We start from the raw sequence: 20829 nt of genomic DNA on the forward strand, positions 1-20829 counted from the left end.
GTGTCTCTCCTCAGCCGAACCAGAACCGCAGGGTCGCCTCGTCGGTGAGGGTGACCGACCCCGTGGGGACGCCCAGGATCCGCTCGAACGCCTCGGTGAAGGCCGCATGGGTCCGCCGCACGACCTCGAAGGTGACGGTGCCCGCCCGGCGGCCGAGGAGGTGCTCGAGGGCCAGCTCCTGGTAGCCCTGGAGGAGGCACACCAGGATCGTGGCCGTCTCGTCGGGGGATGAGGTGGTGATCACGCCCTCGTCGACGCCCTGGGTGATGACCGCGGACAGGAGCGGCTGCAGGTGGGTCCCGGACATGCGGCGGACCTTCTCACGGACGATCGCGTTGCCGTCCGAGTTCCACACCTCGACGATCGCCAGGGTCAGCTCCCTCTGCTCGGCCTTCCACCGGGCGATGGCCCCGAACACCCTCTCCAGCTTCCGCAGCGCGGGCAGGTCGGGGTCGGCCAGGAGCGGGGCCACGGCCACCATCGCGCCGTCGGCGAAACGGTCGACCACGGCCTCGAGGAGCGCCTGCTTGGAGTCGAAGTAGTGGTAGAGGGCCCCCCGTGAGGTGTCGAGCGCGTCGAGCACGTCCTGGATGCTCATCCGCTCGTAGCCCTTGGTCTGGATGAGCCGCTGGGCGACGTCGAGGTACGCCTCCCGGCGGACCCGGTGTGCCGCCTCGTTGACCGTCCTCGGCATGCCGCCAATAATAAACCGATCGTCGGTCTATGTATATTTCCCGGTCTCCGCACGTGCCGGGCCCAGGCCACGCCGTCCGTGAGGATGCCTGGTTATTCGACATGCCATCCTGTATCTGCGATACTCGTCATCGTGGCGATGTATGGGATGGGCCAGGCGGCTGAGCTGCTCGGGGTCAGTCCCGACACCGTGCGACGCTGGGCCGACGCAGGCCGGCTGGCGACGCTCCGCACCCGGGGTGGTCACCGCCGTGTCAGGGGAGAGTCGCTCGCCGAGTTCGCCGCGTCGCAGGCGGCCGGTCATCAGCCCACCGCGATCGTCTCGGAGTCCGCGCGCAACCGCTTCACCGGTCTGGTGACCCGGGTGGTCCGGGATACCGTCATGGCCCAGGTCGAGATCCAGGCCGGCCCCTTCCGGGTGGTGTCCCTGCTGAGCCGGGAGGCCGCGGACGAGCTGGACCTCGCTCCCGGCGTTCTCGCCGTCGCCTCGGTGAAGGCGACCAACGTCGTCGTGGAGCTTCCCGCCCAGAGGGAATCGGAGCGGACCGGCACGCAGAGCTAGGGAGATTCCATGGTCAGGGCTGTCCGTGTTCTCGGCCTCGTCGCCCCGGCGCCGAGGTCTGGGTGTCGGTGAAGGCGACGGAGGTCGCGGTCTTCCCCTCCTGAGTATCGTGTCGGGGCCGGCGGGAATCGCGCCGGGGTCCACACCCGGCAGGAGGTCGCGACGATGACGGAGACCGGAACCCGTGGCGGCGTCGCCAGCGCCCTCCACCGCGACGCGCTCTTCGTCGACGGCGCCTGGGTGCCGTCCAGCGGGACGGGACGCCTCGAGGTGCTCGGAGCCGCCACCGAGGAGGTGATCGGCAGCGTGCCGGAGGGCACCGTCGCCGACGCCGAGCGGGCCGTGGCCGCCGCCGCCCGCGCCTTCCCGGCATGGTCGGCGACCGCGCCGGCGGAGCGCGCCGAGCTGCTGCGCCGACTCCAGGCGGGGCTGGCGGCGCGTGCCGACGAGCTCGCCCGGCTCATCGCCACCGAGGTGGGAATGCCGCTGCGGATGTCGACGATGATCCAGGCCGGGCTGCCCGCGATGGTCGCCGGCCTGTACGCCCAGCTGGTCGAGGACTTCGCCTTCGAGGAGCGCGTCGGCAACTCCCTGGTGGTGCGCGAGCCGGTGGGCGTGGTGGCCGCCATCACGCCGTGGAACTACCCTCTCCACCAGACCGTCGCCAAGCTCGCCCCGGCGCTCGCCGCCGGCTGCACGATGGTCCACAAGCCCAGCGAGGTGGCGCCGCTGAGCGCCTTCGTGCTCGCCGAGGTGCTCGACGAGATCGGCCTCCCGCCCGGCGTGTACAACCTCGTGACCGGCACCGGGCCGGTGGTCGGCGAGGCGCTCGCCACCCACCCCCAGGTCGACATGGTGTCGTTCACCGGGTCGACCCGGGCGGGCCGGCGCGTCGCCGAGCTGGCCTCGCAGTCGGTGAAGCGGGTCGCCCTCGAGCTCGGCGGCAAGTCGGCGAACGTCCTCCTCGACGACGCCGACCTGGCGCGCGCGGTGGGCAGCGGCGTCGGCAACGCGTTCCTCAACAGCGGGCAGACCTGCACCGCGCTGACCCGCCTGGTGGTGCCCCGCGACCGCCAGGACGAGGTCGTGGCCCTGGCGGTGAAGGCGGCCGAGCGGCTGCCCCTCGGCGACCCGCTCAGCGAGGACTCCCGGCTCGGGCCGCTGGCCTCCGCCGCGCAGCGCGAGCGGGTTCGCGGGTACATCGAGCGCGGTCTCGCCGAGGGGGCGCGCATCGTGACCGGCGGCGCCGAGGCGCCCGAGGGGCTGCCGCGCGGCTACTACGTGCGTCCCACGATCTTCGCCGACGTCACCCCGGAGATGACGATCGCCCAGGAGGAGATCTTCGGACCGGTGCTGGCGATCATGCCCTACGACGACGAGGAGGACGCGCTGCGCATCGCCAACGGCACCGTCTACGGCCTCGCCGGCGCGGTGTGGTCGGCCGACGAGGAGCGCGCCCGCGCCTTCGCCCGGCGGATGCGCACCGGCCAGGTCGAGGTCAACGGCGGCAGCTTCAACCCGCTCGCCCCCTTCGGTGGCTACAAACAGTCGGGACTCGGACGCGAGCTGGGGCGGTGGGGCCTCGAGGAGTTCCTGGAGACCAAGTCCATGCAGCTGCGCGCCCTGTAGGCCGCGCATGCCGCCGGTGAGCCCGGGGAGGCTGCGCGACCGCCGCAGCGAGTGCGACGCTCTCGACGGCCTGCTCGGCGCCGTCCGCGAGGGGCGGAGCGGCGTGCTGGTGCTCCGGGGCGAGGCGGGGATCGGCAAGACGGCGCTCCTGGACCATGCCGTCGACACCGCGTCCGGCTGCCGCGTCGCCCGAGTCACCGGCGTGGAGTCCGAGATGGAGCTGTCGTTCGCCGGGATGCACCAGCTCTGCGGTCAGATGCTCGACCGGCTCGATGACCTGCCCGGACCCCAGCGCGCCGCCCTGGACTCGGCCTTCGGGCTGACCGCGGGCGCGGCACCGGACCTCTTCTTCGTCGGCCTCGCCGTGCTCAGCCTCCTCGCCGGCATCGCCGAGGAGCAGCCGCTGCTCTGCGTCGTGGAGGACGCCCAGTGGCTCGACCAGGCGTCGGCCCAGGTGCTGGCCATCGCCGCACGCCGGCTCCACGCGGAGTCGGTGGTCATGCTCGTCGCCATCCGCGAGCCCTGTGCGGCGCCCGCGTTCGAGGGTCTCCCGGCGCTGCTCGTCGACGGGCTCCCGGTGCGCGACGCCCGCGAGCTGCTCGACTCGGTCACCCCGGGCGGGCTCGACCCGCGGGTGCGCGACCGGATCGTCGCCGAGACCCAGGGGAACCCGCTCGCGCTGCTCGAGCTGCCCCGCGGCCTCGAGCCGGCGCAACTGGCCGCCGGGGTCGGCCTCCCGGGCACGCCGCGCGTCCCCGACCGGATCGAGGAGAGCTTCGCGCGACGGGTCGAGCAGCTGCCCGCCGCGACCCGGCTGCTGCTGCTCGCGGCGGCGGCCGAGCCCACCGGCGAGGCGGCGCTGCTGTGGCGGGCGGCGGCCGGTCTCGGCATCGGCGTCGAGGCGGCGGCTCCGGCCCGGGCGGAGGGCCTGCTGGAGCTCGGCGCGCGCGTCGCCTTCCGCCATCCGCTGGTGCGCTCCGCGGTGTACCGGGCGGCGTCGCCGGAGGCGCGCCGCCGCGTCCACGGGGCCCTCGCCGGCGCCATCGACCCCGATCTCGATCCCGAGCGCCGGGCATGGCACCTCGCCCACGCCGCGCCCGGCCAGGACGACGCGCTCGCGGACGAGCTGGTGCGGCTGGCGGGCCGCGCCCAGGGTCGAGGCAGCGTGGTGGCGGCGGCGACCCTGTTCGCGCGCGCGGTCGTCCTCACCGCCGACCCCGCCCGCCACGGCGAGCGGGTGCTCACCGCCGCCGAGGCCCACCTGTTCGCGGGATCTGCGGTCGCGGCGTCGGGGCTGCTCGACACCGCGGACCCCGGCCGCCTCGACGAGCTCGGACGCGCCCGGCTCGAGCGTCTGCGCGCCCGGATCGCGTTCGTCACCGGGCGTGGCCGCGATGCGCCGCCCCTGCTCCTCAGCGCGGCGCGCCGGCTCGAGGCGCTCGACGTCCGGCTGGCACGGGAGACCTACCTCGAAGCGCTGGAGGCGGCGACCTTCGCCGGCTCGCTGGCGAGCGGGCGCGGGGTGCTGGAGGTGGCGGAGGCGGCGCGTGCCGCCCCGCCGGCGCCGGGCCCGCCGCGGGCGAGCGACCTGCTGCTCGACGGTCTCGCCGCCCTCCTCACCGAGGGGTACGCCGCCGGCGTGCCCACGCTGCGGCGGGCGCTCGGCATGCACCGCGACAGCGACGACCTCCGCTGGCTCGGGCTCTCGGTGCGCATCGCCACCGACCTGTACGACGACGACGCCGTGCTGACCCTCGCCACCCGCGAGGTGCAGCTCGCTCGCGCGAGCGGCGCGCTGACCGTGCTTCCGCTGGCTCTCACGTACCTGGCCGGGTGGACCGTGGCCAGCGGCGACTTCGCCGGGGCGAGGTCGCTGATCGAGGAGGCGAGCTCGATCACGGCCGCGACCGGGAGCCCGCCGATCACCTCCGCCGAGCTCTACCTCGCCGCCTGGCGCGGCCACGAGGCGGAGCACGCCCGGCTCGCCGCAGAGATCCGCCGGGACGCCGAGGCTCGGGGCGAGGGCTGGGCGATCGCCACCATCGAGTACGCGACCGCGATCCTCCACAACAGCCTGGGAATGCATCGCACCGCGCTCGCCGCCGCACAGCGCGCCTGTGCGACCGGCGAGACCATCGCGAGCGGCTGGGCGCTCCCCGAGCTGGTCGAGGCGGCGGTGCGAGGTGGTCAGCGCGAGCTGGCGCTCCCGTACCTCGAGCGGCTGTCGGAGCTCGCTCGATGCAGCGCGACCGAGCTGGCACTGGGATTCCGCGCCTGCTGCCTGGCATTGATGGCGGAGGGACGCGACGCCGAGGACCTCTTCGGCGAGGCGGTGGACCGGCTGGGCCGCACCCGGGCGACGCCCCACCTCGCCCGCGTCCATCTGCTCCACGGCGAGTGGCTGCGCGGCGAGCGCCGGCGGCTCGACGCCCGCCGGCAGCTGTGGATCGCGCACGGGATGTTCGTGTCGATGGGCGCGGAGGCCTTCGCGACCAGGGCCGCGCGCGAGCTGCTCGCCACCGGTGAGCGCGTGCCCGAGGCGAGGGTCGAGACCCGCAGCCGCCTCACCGCGCAGGAGGCGCAGATCGCGCGGCTCGCCCACCACGGCCTCTCCAACCCGGAGATCGGCGCCCGCCTCTTCCTCAGCCCGCGCACGGTGGAGTACCACCTCCGGAAGGTCTTCACCAAGCTCGGCATCGGCTCACGCATCGAGCTCGGGCGGGTCCTCCCGGGCGTCGACGTGGATCCCGGATGAACCCCTCAGGACACCGACCGAGCGGGCGCGCTCGACCCTCCCCTCCCGGCGAACTGATCGAACGGCATCTGCCAGTCGCCCTCGCCGTCCTCCCCGGTCGCCGGCTTTGTGGATCCCCGCACCATCACGATGTCTCCGGGACGGCTGAGGTTGAAGAATGCCTCGGCATGCTCGGGGCTGAGATTGACGCACCCGTGGGAGACGTTGGTGACGCCCTGGGCCGCGAGCGACCACGGTGCTCCGTGCACGTAGTACCCGTCGGTCGAGATCGCGGTGTTCCAGTACACGTGCTCGTAGTACCCGTCCCAGGCCTCGCGGGGGATGCCGATGGACGTCGAGTCCATCAGCACATCCTGGTTCTTGTACCGGACGTACAGCGTCCCGTTGATCGTCTGCAGGTCGGAGCGACCGGCGCTGAGCGGCCACGTGCCGACGAGCCGGTCGCCGTCGTACACCCGCATCCGGTGGGTCACGGTGTCGACGATCGACACGTGCTTCGCTCCGATCGTGAAGGTCCTCCACCAGCTCTCGTGTCCCGGCGCACCGCCGCCGGCGGGAACGCCGTCGAGGTCCGCGGTCACGGCCACCCGCGTCCCGGGCGACCAGTACGACGCGGGACGCCAGTGCACCTCGTCGGCGGCGAACCAGTGCCATGCGCCGGCGACGGCGGGCACGGAGGTCACGCGAATGTGATCGACGAGCTCGCGCCGGTGCTCGGGCGCCACGTCCGCACCGAATCGGATGATGATCGGCATTCCCACGCCGACCGTGTCCCCGTCCTGGGGACGCATCGTCGTCCCCGGCGCGCTCACCTGGGGGGCGGCGACGGCACCGGTGGCCGGCAGGCTTCGACCCTGTCCACCGCCCGCGGCCTGGTCGCCACAGCCGGCGACGGCGACGGAGAGGGTGCCGAGGAGCAGCACCGGGAGGCGATCGGGGAATGGGAAGGGCGTCATCAGGAGGTCCCCGGGATGCAATCGTTCGGCCCGGAGTGTACATGCCGGCACCCGACGCCCTGGTATGTCAGTCCGCGGGGACCTCATCGACCGTGACCTCCGCCGCGTCTGGCTCAGCAAGCTCCGTCGGTCGGGGGTGGACGGCTAGCGCCCCGAACCGACCGGGATCCGCGCCTCGACCACCGTGCCCTGTCCCGGCGCGCTCATGACCGTGAGCTGACCGCCCGCGAGCTCGGCGCGCTCCCTCATCGAGCGCAGCCCGAAGCGGCGAGCTCCGGCCTGCAATCCCGTGGCGCGCTCTCCCGCCACCTCGAACCCCCCGCCATCGTCGACGACCCGGAGGCAGAGGGCACCACCGTCCTCCCGCAGCGAGACCTCCACCGTGCTCGCCCCGCCGTGCTTGCGCACGTTGGTCAGCGCCTCCTGGGCGATGCGGTAGAGGCCGAGCGCGACCTCGAGGGGCGGCTCGGACCTGAGGCGGACGCTCATCCGCAGCTCGAGGCCGGCCCGGAGCGCCTGATCACGCGCGGCGGCACGGAGCGCCGCCGCCAGTCCCTCCTCGAGGTGGTCGGAACGGAGCTCGAAGACGATCGAGCGGAGGCGCTCCGACGCATCCCTGGCGAGTTCGCGCTGGTCCTCGACCACCCGACGCTGCCGGGGGTCCAGGATCTCCTCGCACAGGAGGTCGAGGCGGAGCGCCATCGCACCCAGGGTCTGCAGCGTGTCGTCGTGGATGTCGCGCGCGATCCGCCTGCGCTCCTCCTCCATGGCCGCGGCCATGCGCCGGCAGTCGCTGTGATCGGAGGCCGCACCGCGTGGATGCCCGGCGTCCACCGGATGCGGTGAACGTGGCACGCTCGTCGCAGGCCGTTCCATCGTCTCCCGCCGTTGTGAACCGATCGTTGCAGAATATACTCTACGACCGGTTCCGACCGCTCAGAGAGATGCACGCATGACGCGACCACGGGGGTACGACCTCGACGCTGTGGTGGAGGCGGCCAGGGGCGCCTTCTGGGAGCGTGGCTACCAGGACACGGGCATCGCCGACCTGGAGCGGCTCGCCCGCGTCAACCGGTCCAGCCTCTACAACGCCTTCGGGAGCAAGGAGGGCCTCTTTCGCGACTCCCTCAATGCCTACATCCGGGAGTTCATCAACCCCCTCCTCACTCCCATGGAGGCTCCGGGGGCCGGAATGCGGGATGTCGAGGGGTTCTTCACCCGGCTCGCCGCCCTGTTCCGTGACGCCACCTCGCCCGCCCGGCACGGCTGCCTGTGGGTGAACACGATCGCCGAGTTCGCAGGCCGCCCCGCGCCGGTGGACGCCCGAGCCGCCGAGCTTCGGGATCGCCTCCGGGCGGCGTTCTGCAACGCACTCGGGGGCACCGGGTCGCGCCGCACCCGAGGCTCCGCGGTGGTCCGGCGGAGGGCTCAGATCCTCGGGCTGGCGACCTGGGGGGTGTGGATCGGCGCCCGCGACGATCCCGCGGATGCGGCGCTGCTCTGCGACGCCCTGGTCGCCGAGGTCCGGTCCTGGAGGTGCTCCCCGTCATAGTTGTGGCCGGTCATGGCCACATGTGGCGGCCCTGGCGCCGGGTAGCCGAAAGTCATGACGGAGCATGGTCAGGTCTGGTGATGGCAGGCCCGCAGCCTCCACCTAGACTCGCCGCGATGGCACTCCTCGACCACCACGCCACCCCCGAAGACCAGGCGACCACGTTCGCGGGCCGGACCCGCTACCGCGTCCAGGATGCCGGCCCGGCATGGTGGCCCTGGCGCTGGCGGGTCTGCGCCGTCCGCCCGACGGGTGCTCACGCTGTCCCCGTCGCCCTGCCCGTGGGCCGCCGCATGCGGCGCGAGGAGGCCGAGCACGAGGCGGCCTGGCAGAACGCGTGCGAGACCAAGCGCCTCAACAAGGCCCTCCTGCTGGGGGTGCGCGCGTGACCGCGTCGAACCGATCGCATCCATGGATTCAGCCCGGTTCCCTCGCGCTGTGGCGCAGGCCGTCGACGAGCAGGTCGAGGAGCCGACCGGCCTGCGCGCGCTGCGCCGGCTCGCCGGCGGCAAGGGACAGGCCGCTCAGGCCCAGGAGCACGTCGTTGGGCTCGACATCCGACCTCAGGGTGCCGGCGGCGACACCGGCGTCGAGGAGCGGGGTGATGGCCGCGATCAGCCGGTCGCGGCTCTCGGCGTACGGGTTCCCACCCGAGGCGATGACGGCGCGGAGCGCCCCGGCCATGCCGCGCTTGGTGGTCATGTAGTCGATGAAGCGATCCATCCAGGCGCGGATCGCCTGGTCCGGCGGCAGTGACCGCAGGAGCTCGGGCACCGCGTCGCACAGACGGGCGAGCTCCTGGCGATAGGCCGCCTCGACCAGCGTCTCGCGCGTCGGGAAGTGGCGGTAGAGCGTGCCGATGCCGACGCCGGCCGCCCTCGCGACGGCGTCGAGGGTCACGTCCGCCCCGTCGCTCGCGAAGGCGCGCACCGCGGCATCGAGCAGCCGGGCACGGTTGCGCAGGGCGTCGGAGCGCACCGCTCGGCCGCCGGTCTCCGACACGGGGTCCTCCTCTCGAGCCTGCATCGTTGGTGGGGCGCGGGTTGCGAAACGGAGGTGGCTCCGGTTAGACTGTGGCGTAACGGAGGCTCCTCCGATTCAGAGCATACCGGGTTCCGGCCCGGTCCGCACCGCCGGACCCACGGGAGAGAGCATGAATGTGACCGCGCCTGTCAGCACGCCCATCGTCGCCGGCACGACCCCCGCCGGGACGAAGGTCTGGCTCGTCACCGGCAGCTCCCGCGGCCTCGGCCGTGCCCTGGCGGAGGCGGTCCTCGCCGCCGGTCACCGGCTCGTGGCCACCGCCCGGGATCCCGGCCGGCTCGCCGACCTCGTCGAGCGGTACCCGGACCGGGCCGTCGCCGCCGCCCTGGACGTGACCGACCGGGCCCAGGCCGAGGCCGCGATCCGGGCCGCGGTCGACAGCTTCGGCCGTCTCGACGTCCTCGTGAACAACGCGGGGTACGCGAACGTGAACGCGATCGAGGACTTCACCGAGGAGGACTTCCGCGCCCAGATCGAGACCAACCTCTGGGGTGTCATCACCGTGACCCGCGCCGCCCTGCCCGTTCTGCGCCGGCAGCGCAGCGGTCACATCATCCAGATCTCGTCCGTCGGCGGCCGCGACACCGCCCCCGGGGTCGGCCCGTACCAGACCGCCAAGTGGGCGGTCGAGGGCTTCTCCGGCGTTCTCCAGAAGGAGGTCGCGCCGCTGGGCATCCAGGTGACCCTCATCGAGCCCGGCGGGTTCCGCACCGACTGGGCCGGGTCGTCGATGACCGTGCACGACATCCGTGAGGACTATCGCCCCACCGTCGGCAGGCTCGCCGAGCTGCGGGGGTCCGGAACGACGGCGATGGGTGACCCCGTCAAGGCCGCCGGGGCGATCCTGGCGATCAGCGAGGTGCAGGCGCCCCCGCTGCGGCTCCTCCTCGGGAGCGACGCCTACGCGATGGCCCGCGCCGCCGACGAGGCCAGGATCGCGTCCGACGAGGAGTGGAAGGAGCTGACGCTCTCCACCGACGCCGACGACGCCGAGCTGCGGCTCGACGAGCTGCGCCGGCTGACCGGGAGCCCGGTCCCCGGACCGGTGCACCCAGGAGGAACGACATGACCCCGGTGGCGACCACGACTCTCGAGCTGAGCTTCTTCGACAACCTGTCCGCGGGCCGGCTCGACCTCGCCCTGGCATCGATGGCCGACACCGCCGGCTGGTGGGTTGCCGGCGGTCCGGAGCAGTTTGCGCTCGCGGGCTCGTGGACCAGGGCCGAGTTTCTCGAGATGCTCGCGGTGATGGGAGCGGCGATGCCCGATGGCGTCCGGGTGTCCATCGACTGCCGCCTCCTGCGTGGGGTCTCCGAGGTTGCGGTGACCGCCACCTGGGATCTCGACTCCCTCGACGCTGCGGTGAGCCGGTAGCGTGGCGCGAACATCGACGATCACCGTCGGCGGCGACCTGCAGGTCGGACGCGTCGGCTACGGCGCGATGCGGCTCACGGGCCCGAAGCGCTGGGGCGAATACCCCGACCGCGACGGCGGAATCGCGCTGCTGCGCCAGGCCGTCGAAGCGGGTGTGACCCTGATCGACACCGCCGATGTCTACGGACCCCACACCAATGAGCTGCTGATCCGTGATGCGCTGCATCCCTACCCCGAGCACCTGGTCATCGCGACCAAGGGAGGCTTCGTCCGCGGTGGCGCGGAGTACTCGTCGCTCGAGGCGATCGGCAACGCCAACTACCTGCGACAGTGTGCCCACCTGAGCGCTCGGCGCCTCGGTGTCGAGCAGATCGACCTGTACTACCTGCACAGCGGATGGGCGACGGATGCGTCGTTCGAAGACCAGGTCGGCACCCTTGCGGAGCTGCGCCAGCAGGGCCTGATCCGCCATGTCGGTCTCTCCAACGTGACTCCCGACCAACTGCGTGCCGCACGTCGGATCGTCGACATCGCCGCCGTCACCGCCCTCTACAACGTGATCGCTCGCCAGCATGCCGCGCTTCTCGACGCGGCCCTCGAGGCGGGCGCTGTCTTCTCCCCGTGGCAGCCGGTGTCACTCACCGCGCCGGGCTCAGCCACCGACACCGGCGGTCCCGGGGCGGTCCGTCGCGTCCTCGAGCCCATCGCCGCCCGGCACGAGGCGACCCTGTCGCAGATCGCGCTCGCCTGGCTGCTGGCACGCTCGCCGGCGATCATGCCGATTCCCGGCACCACGAGCATCGCACACCTGCGCGAGAACCTCGCCGCGCAGGAGATCGAGCTCAGTGGTGAGGAGATTCAGTCGATCGACAGCGTGCAGCTCGACCACGGACAGCTCGCGACCGTCCACGAGGGGCGGAGCGGCGTGCTGATGCTCCGCGAGGGCCCGAATTTGACAATTCCGTAATCACGGCGCATGATCCACCGGCCAGCGGACCCCGGTGCCGCGGTCACGGCTGGAGGACGGCGTCGGTGCGAACAGACCGTCCACCCGAGGGGGCCATGAAGGTGGCCGCCGGTCATGGGCTCGAGCAACCGCTCGCGGTCGGGGAGCGTCGCGCCCCGGCGGTCCGCGGAACGACCGGTCAGGCCGCTGTCGTCGCCAATCAGCTGACCAAGCGCTTCGGTGACCGGACCGCCTTCTCCGAGGTGTCCTTCGAGGTCGCCTACGGCGAGGTCTTCGGCTTCCTCGGCCCGAACGGTGCCGGGAAGACGACGACGGTCCGCACCCTGGGCACGTTGATCGCGCCGACCTCCGGCTCGGCGACGGTGGCGGGAATCCCGCTCAGCTCCGAGAACGGGGTGGAGATCCGTGAGCGGATCGCGATCATGCCCGAGGCCCCCGGGCTCTACCTGCGCCTGACCGTGACCGAGAACCTGGAGTTCTTCGCCGGTCTCCACGGTCTGCACCGGCCCGCGAGGCGCATCGAGGACGCCCTCGAGGCCGTCCACCTCGCCGACCGGGCGGCCGATCTGTGCGGTGGCCTGTCCAAGGGGCTCCGCCAGCGGGTCGCACTGGCGCGAGCACTGCTCAGCAACCCGGCGATCCTGTTCCTCGACGAGCCGACCTCCGGTCTCGACCCGGTGGCGGCACACGAGGTGCACGAACTGATCAACGGCCTTCGGCAGAGGGGGGTGACGATCTTCCTCACCACCCACCGGCTCGACGAGGCCGAACGGCTCTGCGACCGGGTCGCCATCATGAGCACGACACTGCGAACCATCGGCCGCCCTGCGGACCTGCGCGACCAGCTCTTCACCAGGGCGCTCGCCGTCACGACCCTCGCGCCTCTGAGCGACCCCGGCCAGGTCTTCACCCGGATCCCGGGTGTCGACGGCTGGCGCTCCGAGGGCGCCGGTGCGTATGTGCTCACCGTGTCCGATCCGATGGTCGCCGCGCCCGCGCTGACCCGTGCCCTGGTCGCCGCCGGCGCGGACGTGCTGTCGATCACCGAGTCACGCCACTCCCTGGAGGACGTCTACCTCAAGCTGATCGACGAGGATGCCGGGGCAACCCGTCCATGAGAATGAGCACCGGCCGCATCGCCGCGGTGGTCCGCAAGGAGCTGCGCGAGTACCGCCGCAGCCCCTCCGTCATCGGGACCATGGCGGTGCTCCCGCTGGCCTTCCTCGTCGAGCCGATCGTCCTCATCCTCAAGCTCGGCTCCTCGATTCCTGCCGGCACTGTGCAGAAATCGGTGGGGGCGACGTTTCTCCTGCTGCTGGTCGCCCCCGCCCTCCTCCCCGCCGTCATCGCCGCGTCCTCCGTGGTCGGGGAGCGCGAGCAGGGGACCCTGGAGCCGTTGCTGACCACCCCACTGCGCCGGGAGGAACTGCTGCTCGGCAAGGCGGTGGCCGCGATCGTTCCCTCGGTGGGCATCGCCTACGTCGTCTTCGCCGCCATCGAGGTGACCGCCCGGCTCGTCGCCCGCAACCCGGCGGTCGCTCCCGCCCTGTGGCAGGGCCCGCACGTGCTCGCCGAGATCCTCTTCGCGCCTCTCCTCGCGGCCTGGTCGATCTGGGTCGGCATCGGCATCTCGGCGCGGTCGAGCGACGTGCGGGCCGCCCAGCAGCTCGGAACCCTGGCCAGCCTCCCTCCGCTCGGGGTGGTTGCCCTGATGTCCTTCAACGTCTTCACGCCGAGCCTCACCCTCGCGGTGATCTTTGCCCTGGTCCTCCTCGCCGCCGACGTCCTCCTCTGGCGCATCGTCTCGGCGATGTTCGACCGCGAGCGGCTGATCACCGGTGCCAGGGCCAGGCGGTCCACCGGGGCGACGAGCTCATGACGCCGGCCTCGCCCACCGCCCCGACGTGACGATCCGCATCCACGAGTCGGACAATCACTTCTTCTTCATCGGCACCGGTCCGTCGACGGCAGCTGGCTCGATCAGCCTGCCGTTTCTTGACAGGTGGGGGTCGGTGCATGCCGAAAGATTGAAACAGCAGGGCCGTCGCTTGCCGCTCTTCATTTTCGAGATACTCACGTCGACCCGTCGTCTGCGCGTGTCAGGGTTCTGCGTTGCATTGACCCAGCGAACCCATTCCCAGCGCGCCATCGGCGTGATCTCTCTCCAGAGGTCCTGGATCTTCTGAGGGGCCGCCGCCAGAGCTGTCTCGAGATCCTGCGGCACGTTCGGCTCCGGCCAGTCCTTGAGGGGCTCGATCTCGAGGATCGCGGTGTCACCCGCGCTGACAGCGGCGGCTTGCTGTTGCCTCTCATCAACCCGCATCCAGTGGCCAGAACAGCCGTCCGGTTCCAGCACCGTCTGGAACCCGTGGCCATTGATCGTTCCCTGTACCGCCACCTGCCCGCGCGACGGCAGTTGCGCGCTCGCTCCCTCAGGCAGCCGCACAACGGTCCATTCGTCGATCGTGTGCAGTGTGGCATCGAACCGAATTGCTGGCACTCCCTCATGCTAGCTCAAGGTCGTCACATGGCATCGACCAGCGACGGTGTCGGGAACCGAGGGGAAGGTCACCTTGCCGGAACCGGACGGAACGTCAGGCGGAGCGGCGTCCCAGCCCGTGTTCCTGCGCGTAGGCGCTCAGCTCACGGGGTGCGCGCTCGATGTGCTCGGTCAGCACCGCGATGGCCGGTTCCGGGTCCCGGCCGACCGCGAGGTCACGGAGCCGGCGATGTTCCCCGGCGATGTCCCGGGCATGGTCGTCGGTGAGCGCCCAGTACCAGCGTCGATACAGCTCGGCGCTGTCCCGCAGTGAGGTGACGATACCCTCGAGTCGCGGACTGCCGCACCCCGCGAGCAGGGTCTGGTGGAAGTCACGGTGCGCCGCCGACCAGCCGTCGTTGAACTCCCCCGTCGCGTCCGCGACGGGGGTGCGCTCCAGGGTGTGGTGGGCGGCGACCACGGCCGCCTCCCACCCCACATCCCCGTTCTGGAACGCCTGCCGAAGCGCGAGGGACTCGACCTCGACCCGTACCCGGGTGAGGTCGGCCAGGTCGGCCGTGGACACCTCCCGCACGCTGAAGCCGCGCTGGGGGGTCGCCACCACCAGGCCCTGCTCGGCCAGCCGTGTGAGCGCCTCCCGGATGACCGACAGGCTGGCGCCGAACCGCTCGGCGAGCGGGAGCGACTTGAGCCGGTCGCCCGGCCCGAACGGCCCGTGGAGGTCGAGCAGCTCGCGACGCAGCTCGTCGTAGACCTGCTCCGTGCGCGTGCTCGCCCGTCGCTCGGCTGCGCCTCGCCCTGGGGTCACGCCGGTCACTGTACCGACAATTCGTACCTTTTGCCGATATTCAACAGAAGTTGCCGCATCACGTCGCACAGGGCGGCAGCGGCGCCGGCGGTGTACCGCTCGGCGCGCCAGGCGACGTGGCGGTCGGGGCGAACCAGCACCGCCCCAGAGCTGGCCACCTCTCGCAGGTCGGCCCAGTCGCCGTAGCAGTCGCGCAGGCCGTCGCGGGTGCCGATGTGGTGGACGTCGACCGCGACGCCGCTGACGTCGGTGGCGCGCCGAGCGGCGGCGGTCCAGCCCTCCCCTCCGATCCCCGTGATGAGGCTGAAGTGGGTGGCGGCGACCAGGTCCAGGGTGGAGATCCGCCGGCCATGCCCGTCCAGCCAGGCGTGGGGGAGGTGGGCGCCGGGCCAGGTGGTGGGCTGGTAGTAGAGCTGCGGATCACGGACGGCGGCGGGTTCGGGGGTGCCGTCCAGCACGATGGCCCACGAGCGGTAGCGGTAGCCGAGCTCGACCCCATGGGCGTTGAACTGGTAGTTCATCAGCGCCAGCGCCTCGCGCAGAGCGGCTCGGCGCCGGTCGCCGGCCGGCCCCGGTTGATAGAGCCCGTCGAGCGCCGCCCAGCCGTCGGCCTCGGACTGGTCGGGCACGAAGCCGAGCGCCTCCTTGACCGCCGCCATCTCGCCGGCGCTCTGCATGGCGCGGTCCACCACCTGGCGTCCGACCGGCTGGCGTTCACTGCTGTAGCTGTCGAGCAACGCGGGACCGGCCTGACCCCGCAGCACCATTGCGAGCTTCCAGGCGAGGTTGAAGGCGTCGGCGATGGACGTGTTCAACCCGAGTCCGTTGGTGGGTGGGTGCCTGTGGACCGCATCGCCGATGGCGAGCACGCGCCCGTCGTGGTAGCGGCCCGCCACCTGATGGTTGATCGTCCAGGTGGAGAAGCCCTTGATGACCGGCGTGATCGTGGGGTCGCCGACGATCTGGCGGATCCGCTCGACGGCGAACGCGTCGCTGTGCGGGATGGTCTCGGTGGCGGGGTCGTAGGAGCAGACCATCACGAACTCGTCCCACGGTCGATGGCAGATGAGCGTGCCGGCGCCGGTCAGGAACGGCGTGCCGGGTGCGGCGTGCCAGTAGAGGACCCCGGGCCGGTGGGCCAGGTACCGTGACAGGTCGGCCTCGAACCACACGTTGACGGCGGTGGCCAGCCCGGATTCGCCCTCGAGCGGGAGTGCCGCCTGTTCCACGACGCGGCTCCGCCCCCCGTCGGCTCCGATCAGGTAGTCGCAGCGGACGTCACAGGTGGCGTCCGACGCACGGTCGCGCACCGTCGCCGTGACGCCGTCCGCGTCCTGGGCGAAGGAGAGGAATTCGTGTCCGAACCGGATGTCGGCCTCGGGCCGCTCGCGGGCCGCCTCGAGCAGCACCGGCTCCAGCACCGTCTGCGGGCAGTTGACCATCGGGCACGGGCTCGCCCTGCGGTAGTCGGCCGCCCGGTCCGGGCTGCTGCCCCATGCGTGCAGCCTGGCGACCTCCTGGCCCGCGAGGCTCGTGTGCCACACGTTGTTGGCCATCAGCTCGTTCGGGGTGGCGACGGCGCGCAGCCGTTCCTCGAGCCCCATGTGCCGGAAGATCTCCACCGTGCGCTGGTTGACGATGTGGGCTCGAGGGGTGTGCGCGGTGTCCGGGTGCTTCTCGACCAGGAGGTGGCGCACTCCCTGGCCGGACAGCAGGTTGGAGGCGGCCAGCCCGGCGGGGCCCGCTCCGACGATCAGCACGGGGACCTCGATGTCGGCCATCACCACTCCTTCATCCGCCGGCACCGGGAGGAGCTGGATCCCCCGAGGAGGCTTGCCGCGACATTATTTCGATATTATATTCCAGTATCGATGAACAGACCAGCCCCCGGCCCCGCCTCTGGAGCTACGCGATGAGCCTGCATCGGTTGACCTCGATCACCGTCGGTGTCCCCAACGTGGAGGGGACGGCGGCGTACTACGCGGACTTCGGTCTCCGGCGAACCGGGACGTCCCCGGGAGGAGCGGTGCGGTTCGCGACCCGCGACGGCGGCGAGCAGCTGGAGATCGTCCCCGCACCCCGTCGCGGGCTGGTGCGCATCGGCGTCGGCGCCCATGACCGGGACGACATCGCCCGGCTGCGGGCCGGCCTCGACCGGCTGGACGTCATCGGTGAGGGCACCGACGACGCGCTGTGGGCGGTGGACCCGGGCTCCGGCCTGGAGGTCACCGTCGCCGTCGCCCCGGAGATCACCGAGCAGCCGGCGGCGCCGGAGCCGACCAACGGGCCGGGCCGGGCCGACCGCCCCAACGGACGCGCGCAGGCGGTCGAGCGGGAGGGCCCGGTGCAGCCCCGCAAGCTCGGACACGTGGTCATCGGTTCGGCCGACCGCCCCACCACCCAGCGGTTCTTCGTCGAGGGACTGGGGTTCAAGATCAGTGACGAGGTCCCCGGGCTGGCCAGCTTCATGCGCTGCTCGACCGACCATCACAACCTGCTGGTGCAGCAGGCACCGCTGAACTTCCTGCACCACACCGCCTGGGAGGTCGACGACGTCGACGAGGTCGGCCGGGGTGCCACGAAGATGCTCGAGGGCCATCCCGAGCGCCACGTCTGGGGACTGGGCCGCCACCACATCGGCTCGAACTTCTTCTGGTACCTGCGTGATCCGGCCGGAAACTTCAGCGAGTACTACAGCGACCTGGACTGCATCGTGTCCGACGCGCTGTGGAAGCCGTCGGTCGTCGAGGGCGCGCGCGGGCTGTACAACTGGGGGCCGCCGCCCCCGCCCTCCTTCATCCAGCCCGAGGATCTCGCCGAGCTGATGACCGCCTCGCACGGTCGCGGGTGACGCCATGCGTGTCGCCAGGGTATCTGGACGGTTGTCCCTCCTCGTGGAGGGCGGAGCGGTGGACGTCGAGACGGCCAGCCGTGGCCGGTTCCCCAGCGATCCCGACGATGTGATGGCGCGATGGGACGAGCTGAGCGACTGGGCCGCGAGGTACGGAGGCGGGGACGTGGCGCCCTACACGCCGGCCGACGTGGGCGCCCCGCTGTTGCGCCCGGCCCAGGTCTTCGGCATCGGCCTGAACTACCGGGACCACGCCGCCGAGTCCGGCGTCGACGTGCCGCTCGCACCGGCGGTGTTCACCAAGTTCCGGACGTGTCTGACCGGGCCATACGACGCCGTGCTGCTCCCCAGCGGCAGGGTGGACTGGGAGGTCGAGCTGGTCGTGGTCGTCGGCCGGCGGGCGGAGAACGTCGCCAGGGAGCACGCCTGGTCCCACGTGGCGGGTGTGACCGTCGGACAGGACCTGTCGGAGCGGACGGTGCAGCTGGCCGGCCCCGTGCCCCAGTTCTCGCTGGGCAAGTCCTTCCCCGGGTTCGGCCCGATCGGGCCGGCGATCGTGACCCCGGACGAGCTCGCCGATCCCGACGATCTGGAGCTCGCCTGTCGCCTCGATGGCGAGGTGCTCCAGACGGGTCGCACCCGTGACATGGTGTTCTCGGTGCCCGAGCTGGTGGCCCGGCTCTCCGCCGTCTGCCCGCTGCTGCCGGGCGACCTGATCTTCACCGGCACGCCGCCCGGGGTCGGCATGGCCCGCACCCCGCCCCGGTTCCTGAGCGGCGGCACGACGCTGGTCAGCACCATCGAGGGCGTCGGCGAGCTGCGCAACCCTTTGGTGGCTGCATGAGGACCACGCGCCGCGCAGTGAGCTGTCTCATCCCGCCCCGGGAGTCCTTCGCCGCCGCGGCGGGCCACGCCGAGCTCGCCGAGGAGCTGGGCTACGACTCGGTCAACTGCACCCACATCGCGGCGCGCGACTCCTTCACCGTGCTGGCCGCACTCGCGATGCGCACCGAACGGATCTCCCTCGGCACCGCGGTGGCCCCGATCTACCATCGTTCGCCGGCCTCCATGGCCCAGACGGCGGCAACCCTCGACGACATGTCCGCCGGCCGGTTCCGCCTCGGGCTTGGCGTCGGGCACCGGGTCACCATGGGTGGCTGGCACGGCCAGGAGATCGGACCACCCGTCGCCGAGATGCGCGAGTACCTGGCCATCGTCCGTGCCATCCTCGCCGGCGACCCGCCGCCGGAGGGCCGGCGCTGGCGCTCCACCTTTGCCTTCAACGGGCTCACCCCCCGCGCCGACCTTCCCATCTATCTGGCCGGGCTGTCCCCGGCGATGCTTCGACTCGCCGGTGAGCTGGCCGACGGTGTGATCCTGTGGGCCTGTCCGCACGAGTACGTGCGCACCGTGGTCGTCCCCGAGGTCAGCCGGGGCCGGCGCGAGGCGGGCAGGGATCTCGACGGCTTCACGATCATGGCCGCGGTGCCGGCGGCGGTCGGCGGCGACCGCGGCCGCGTGCTCGACGGGGTCCGCAGCGAGCTGCACCGCTACTTCAGCCTGCCCTTCTACCGCGCCATGTTCGACGCCGCGGGGTTCGGTGCGAACCTCGCCGCCTATGACGCCGCCGCGCCCGATGTGCAGGCGCAGAAGCAGGCGATCAGCGAGGAGTTCGTCGAAGCGCTCTGCGCGCTCGGCGACGAGCGCGACGTCCGAGCCGGCATCGAGCGCTACCGGGCGGCCGGCGCCACCGATCCGCTCGTGTCCGCCGTCTCCGGCAGCGACTTCACCGCCACGCTGCGCGCCGCCGCGAACTGATTCCTCACGTTGCAGGCTGCCGATCCCGTGCAGACACGGTGGCGACGGCGCGCGCGCAATCTCATCGACACAAGGCTCGGCGATGCTGTCGCTGAGCGCGCCGACCCCGTTCCGCCGGGGTGGACCCAGGGCGGCAACCTTCAGGGGCCGCCTTCCCCGCGGGTGCGACGCTTGTGCCGCGCGACTCGGACACGGTTCCCGCACAGGTGAGGCGCGCACCAGCGGCGCCGTGGATTCGTCGCCACGAACAGCAGGGTGCAGCCTGGCCCGTCGCACCGGCGCAGCTTCTCGCGAGCGGGGCCTCCGAGCAGCTCGATTCCCGATCGAGCGATCGCCGACAGGACTGCGGCCCCGGGGCCGCCGCCTCCGCGGCGCTCGGGGCGTGCGCGGGTCCGCGGTCCGCCCGCGGCGGTCCACTCGAGGTCGAGGTAGCGTGCGCCCGCGCGGCTGGCGGCGCTCACCGTCCTGAGCGGCACTCGGAAGGGCGCCCTTCCGTCCAGGGCTGCGTCGAAGAGCGCACGCAACGCCTCCCGCAGCGCAACCAGGGACGTCACGGCGGGCGCCCGGCGGGCATCCGCGGGGAGCCGGTCCGCCTCAATCCGGAGCCACTCCACGACCCGCTCGGGTGTTGCGATGAGGTCGCCACCCACGCCCGGCGGGACCAGCGTGTTGACGAGATCGATCGCAATCGGCTCTCCGAGGAGGAGAAACGTCGGGTGGCGTTTCTGGCGAGCGGCCGAACCAGCCCCGCCTGCAGCGCCGCGGGCAGCACCGCGCTCGGCGGCGGCCGCCAGTGCGTCGACGCCGCCGTAGGTCGCGACCAGCTCGAGGAGACGCGGCACGTCGGCGCCGTCCACTCCGAGCGGGGAGGCGGTCATGCATGTGGATGGTAATGCGCGAGAGCGTTACTATGGGGCTCCCGATGTCCACGGTGCCGGCGGTGACACCCGCCACCCCATTCGATCAGCAGGAGGTTGGGCCCATGGTGAACGTCGCCCTGTTCGTGCGCCTCGAGGCGAAGCCCGGCAAGGAGGCCGAGGTGGAGAGCTTCCTCCGGGGAGGCCTGTCTCTGGTCGAGGCTGAGCCGGCCACCACCACCTGGTACGGGATCCGTCTCGGGCCCTCCACCTTTGGCATCTTCGACACGTTTCCGGACGACGCCGGTCGCCAGGCGCACCTCTCCGGTGCGGTCGCCAAGGCGCTGATGGAGAACGCCCCGGGACTGCTCGCCGAGGAGCCATCCATCCAGATGGTCGACGTGCTCGCGGCCAAGCTGCCGGGATCCTGAGCCCGCCCGTCGGCCCGGCCTCAGGAGCAGGA

Annotated in this window: 22 protein-coding genes; 14 read left to right on the top strand and 8 right to left on the bottom strand. The window is 72.1% G+C overall.

The window, feature by feature from the left end; genetic code table 11:
- Positions 1–10 precede the first annotated feature (10 nt).
- Positions 11–694, bottom strand: coding sequence for a TetR/AcrR family transcriptional regulator (locus VGL20_10225; GenBank protein ID HEY2704056.1), 684 nt, complete (start codon positions 692–694; stop codon positions 11–13).
- 132 nt (positions 695–826) lie between these two features.
- Here VGL20_10225 and VGL20_10230 point away from each other — a divergent pair, with 132 nt between their 5' ends.
- The 3 genes from VGL20_10230 to VGL20_10240 all read left to right on the top strand — a co-directional run bounded on the left by VGL20_10230 (position 827) and on the right by VGL20_10240 (position 5639).
- Positions 827–1255, top strand: coding sequence for a helix-turn-helix domain-containing protein (locus tag VGL20_10230; GenBank protein ID HEY2704057.1), 429 nt, complete (start codon positions 827–829; stop codon positions 1253–1255).
- 165 nt (positions 1256–1420) lie between these two features.
- On the top strand, positions 1421–2884 hold the full coding sequence (locus VGL20_10235; GenBank protein HEY2704058.1) for an aldehyde dehydrogenase family protein: 1464 nt from the start codon (positions 1421–1423) through the stop codon (positions 2882–2884).
- A gap of 7 nt (positions 2885–2891) precedes the next feature.
- On the top strand, positions 2892–5639 hold the full coding sequence (locus VGL20_10240) for an AAA family ATPase (protein ID HEY2704059.1): 2748 nt from the start codon (positions 2892–2894) through the stop codon (positions 5637–5639).
- Between the two features lie 5 nt (positions 5640–5644).
- Here VGL20_10240 and VGL20_10245 read toward each other — a convergent pair whose 3' ends face one another.
- Positions 5645–6595 (bottom strand): L,D-transpeptidase, encoded by a 951-nt coding sequence (locus tag VGL20_10245; protein ID HEY2704060.1) that lies wholly within the window; start codon positions 6593–6595, stop codon positions 5645–5647.
- Positions 6596–6739: 144 nt separating this feature from the next.
- Complete coding sequence (locus VGL20_10250) at positions 6740–7375, bottom strand: sensor histidine kinase (protein ID HEY2704061.1); 636 nt, start codon at positions 7373–7375, stop codon at positions 6740–6742.
- A 172-nt stretch (positions 7376–7547) separates the two neighbouring features.
- On the opposite strand from VGL20_10250, the gene VGL20_10255 reads away from it, so the two are divergent.
- Together VGL20_10255 and VGL20_10260 are read left to right on the top strand one after the other, a co-directional pair.
- Positions 7548–8147 (top strand): helix-turn-helix domain-containing protein, encoded by a 600-nt coding sequence (locus tag VGL20_10255; protein ID HEY2704062.1) that lies wholly within the window; start codon positions 7548–7550, stop codon positions 8145–8147.
- A gap of 116 nt (positions 8148–8263) precedes the next feature.
- Complete coding sequence (locus VGL20_10260; GenBank protein ID HEY2704063.1) at positions 8264–8536, top strand: hypothetical protein; 273 nt, start codon at positions 8264–8266, stop codon at positions 8534–8536.
- A gap of 28 nt (positions 8537–8564) precedes the next feature.
- On the opposite strand, the gene VGL20_10265 is transcribed toward VGL20_10260, so the two are convergent.
- Positions 8565–9149 (bottom strand): TetR family transcriptional regulator, encoded by a 585-nt coding sequence (locus tag VGL20_10265; protein ID HEY2704064.1) that lies wholly within the window; start codon positions 9147–9149, stop codon positions 8565–8567.
- A gap of 157 nt (positions 9150–9306) precedes the next feature.
- Here VGL20_10265 and VGL20_10270 point away from each other — a divergent pair, with 157 nt between their 5' ends.
- The 5 genes from VGL20_10270 (at position 9307) to VGL20_10290 (ending at position 13411) form a co-directional block, all read left to right on the top strand.
- Positions 9307–10260: an oxidoreductase gene (locus tag VGL20_10270; GenBank protein ID HEY2704065.1), complete on the top strand. Its 954-nt coding sequence runs from the start codon at positions 9307–9309 to the stop codon at positions 10258–10260.
- On the top strand, positions 10257–10565 hold the full coding sequence (locus VGL20_10275) for a hypothetical protein (GenBank protein HEY2704066.1): 309 nt from the start codon (positions 10257–10259) through the stop codon (positions 10563–10565). Before VGL20_10270 ends, VGL20_10275 begins: the two co-directional genes overlap by 4 nt.
- A 1-nt stretch (position 10566) precedes the next feature.
- Positions 10567–11532, top strand: a complete 966-nt coding sequence (locus VGL20_10280; protein HEY2704067.1) for an aldo/keto reductase — start codon at positions 10567–10569, stop codon at positions 11530–11532.
- Positions 11533–11627: 95 nt separating this feature from the next.
- Entirely contained in the window at positions 11628–12650 is a 1023-nt protein-coding gene (locus VGL20_10285) for an ABC transporter ATP-binding protein (GenBank protein HEY2704068.1), read from the top strand.
- A gap of 2 nt (positions 12651–12652) precedes the next feature.
- The gene (locus VGL20_10290; protein HEY2704069.1) at positions 12653–13411 is read left to right on the top strand and encodes an ABC transporter permease subunit; all 759 of its coding nucleotides are present in this window, start codon (positions 12653–12655) and stop codon (positions 13409–13411) included.
- Between the two features lie 54 nt (positions 13412–13465).
- On the opposite strand, the gene VGL20_10295 is transcribed toward VGL20_10290, so the two are convergent.
- The 3 genes from VGL20_10295 to VGL20_10305 all read right to left on the bottom strand — a co-directional run bounded on the left by VGL20_10295 (position 13466) and on the right by VGL20_10305 (position 16621).
- Positions 13466–14032: a YdeI/OmpD-associated family protein gene (locus VGL20_10295; GenBank protein ID HEY2704070.1), complete on the bottom strand. Its 567-nt coding sequence runs from the start codon at positions 14030–14032 to the stop codon at positions 13466–13468.
- Positions 14033–14126: 94 nt separating this feature from the next.
- Entirely contained in the window at positions 14127–14840 is a 714-nt protein-coding gene (locus tag VGL20_10300) for a GntR family transcriptional regulator (GenBank protein ID HEY2704071.1), read from the bottom strand.
- 5 nt (positions 14841–14845) lie between these two features.
- The gene (locus VGL20_10305) at positions 14846–16621 is read right to left on the bottom strand and encodes an FAD-dependent monooxygenase (GenBank protein ID HEY2704072.1); all 1776 of its coding nucleotides are present in this window, start codon (positions 16619–16621) and stop codon (positions 14846–14848) included.
- 131 nt (positions 16622–16752) lie between these two features.
- Here VGL20_10305 and VGL20_10310 point away from each other — a divergent pair, with 131 nt between their 5' ends.
- The 3 genes from VGL20_10310 to VGL20_10320 are packed head-to-tail and all read left to right on the top strand — an operon-like array spanning position 16753 to position 19509.
- A complete protein-coding gene (locus VGL20_10310) occupies positions 16753–17691 on the top strand; it encodes a VOC family protein (protein HEY2704073.1) in 939 nt (312 codons plus the stop codon).
- 4 nt (positions 17692–17695) lie between these two features.
- Positions 17696–18535, top strand: coding sequence for a fumarylacetoacetate hydrolase family protein (locus tag VGL20_10315; GenBank protein ID HEY2704074.1), 840 nt, complete (start codon positions 17696–17698; stop codon positions 18533–18535).
- A 17-nt stretch (positions 18536–18552) separates the two neighbouring features.
- A complete protein-coding gene (locus VGL20_10320) occupies positions 18553–19509 on the top strand; it encodes an LLM class flavin-dependent oxidoreductase (protein ID HEY2704075.1) in 957 nt (318 codons plus the stop codon).
- A 140-nt stretch (positions 19510–19649) separates the two neighbouring features.
- On the opposite strand, the gene VGL20_10325 is transcribed toward VGL20_10320, so the two are convergent.
- On the bottom strand, positions 19650–20387 hold the full coding sequence (locus tag VGL20_10325; protein HEY2704076.1) for an ABATE domain-containing protein: 738 nt from the start codon (positions 20385–20387) through the stop codon (positions 19650–19652).
- Positions 20388–20491: 104 nt separating this feature from the next.
- On the opposite strand from VGL20_10325, the gene VGL20_10330 reads away from it, so the two are divergent.
- Positions 20492–20797, top strand: a complete 306-nt coding sequence (locus VGL20_10330) for an antibiotic biosynthesis monooxygenase (protein ID HEY2704077.1) — start codon at positions 20492–20494, stop codon at positions 20795–20797.
- Positions 20798–20829: the final 32 nt, after the last annotated feature.

The sequence above is a fragment of the Candidatus Dormiibacterota bacterium genome (assembly GCA_036495095.1).
In the GTDB taxonomy this organism is placed as follows: Bacteria; Chloroflexota; Dormibacteria; order Aeolococcales; family Aeolococcaceae; genus CF-96.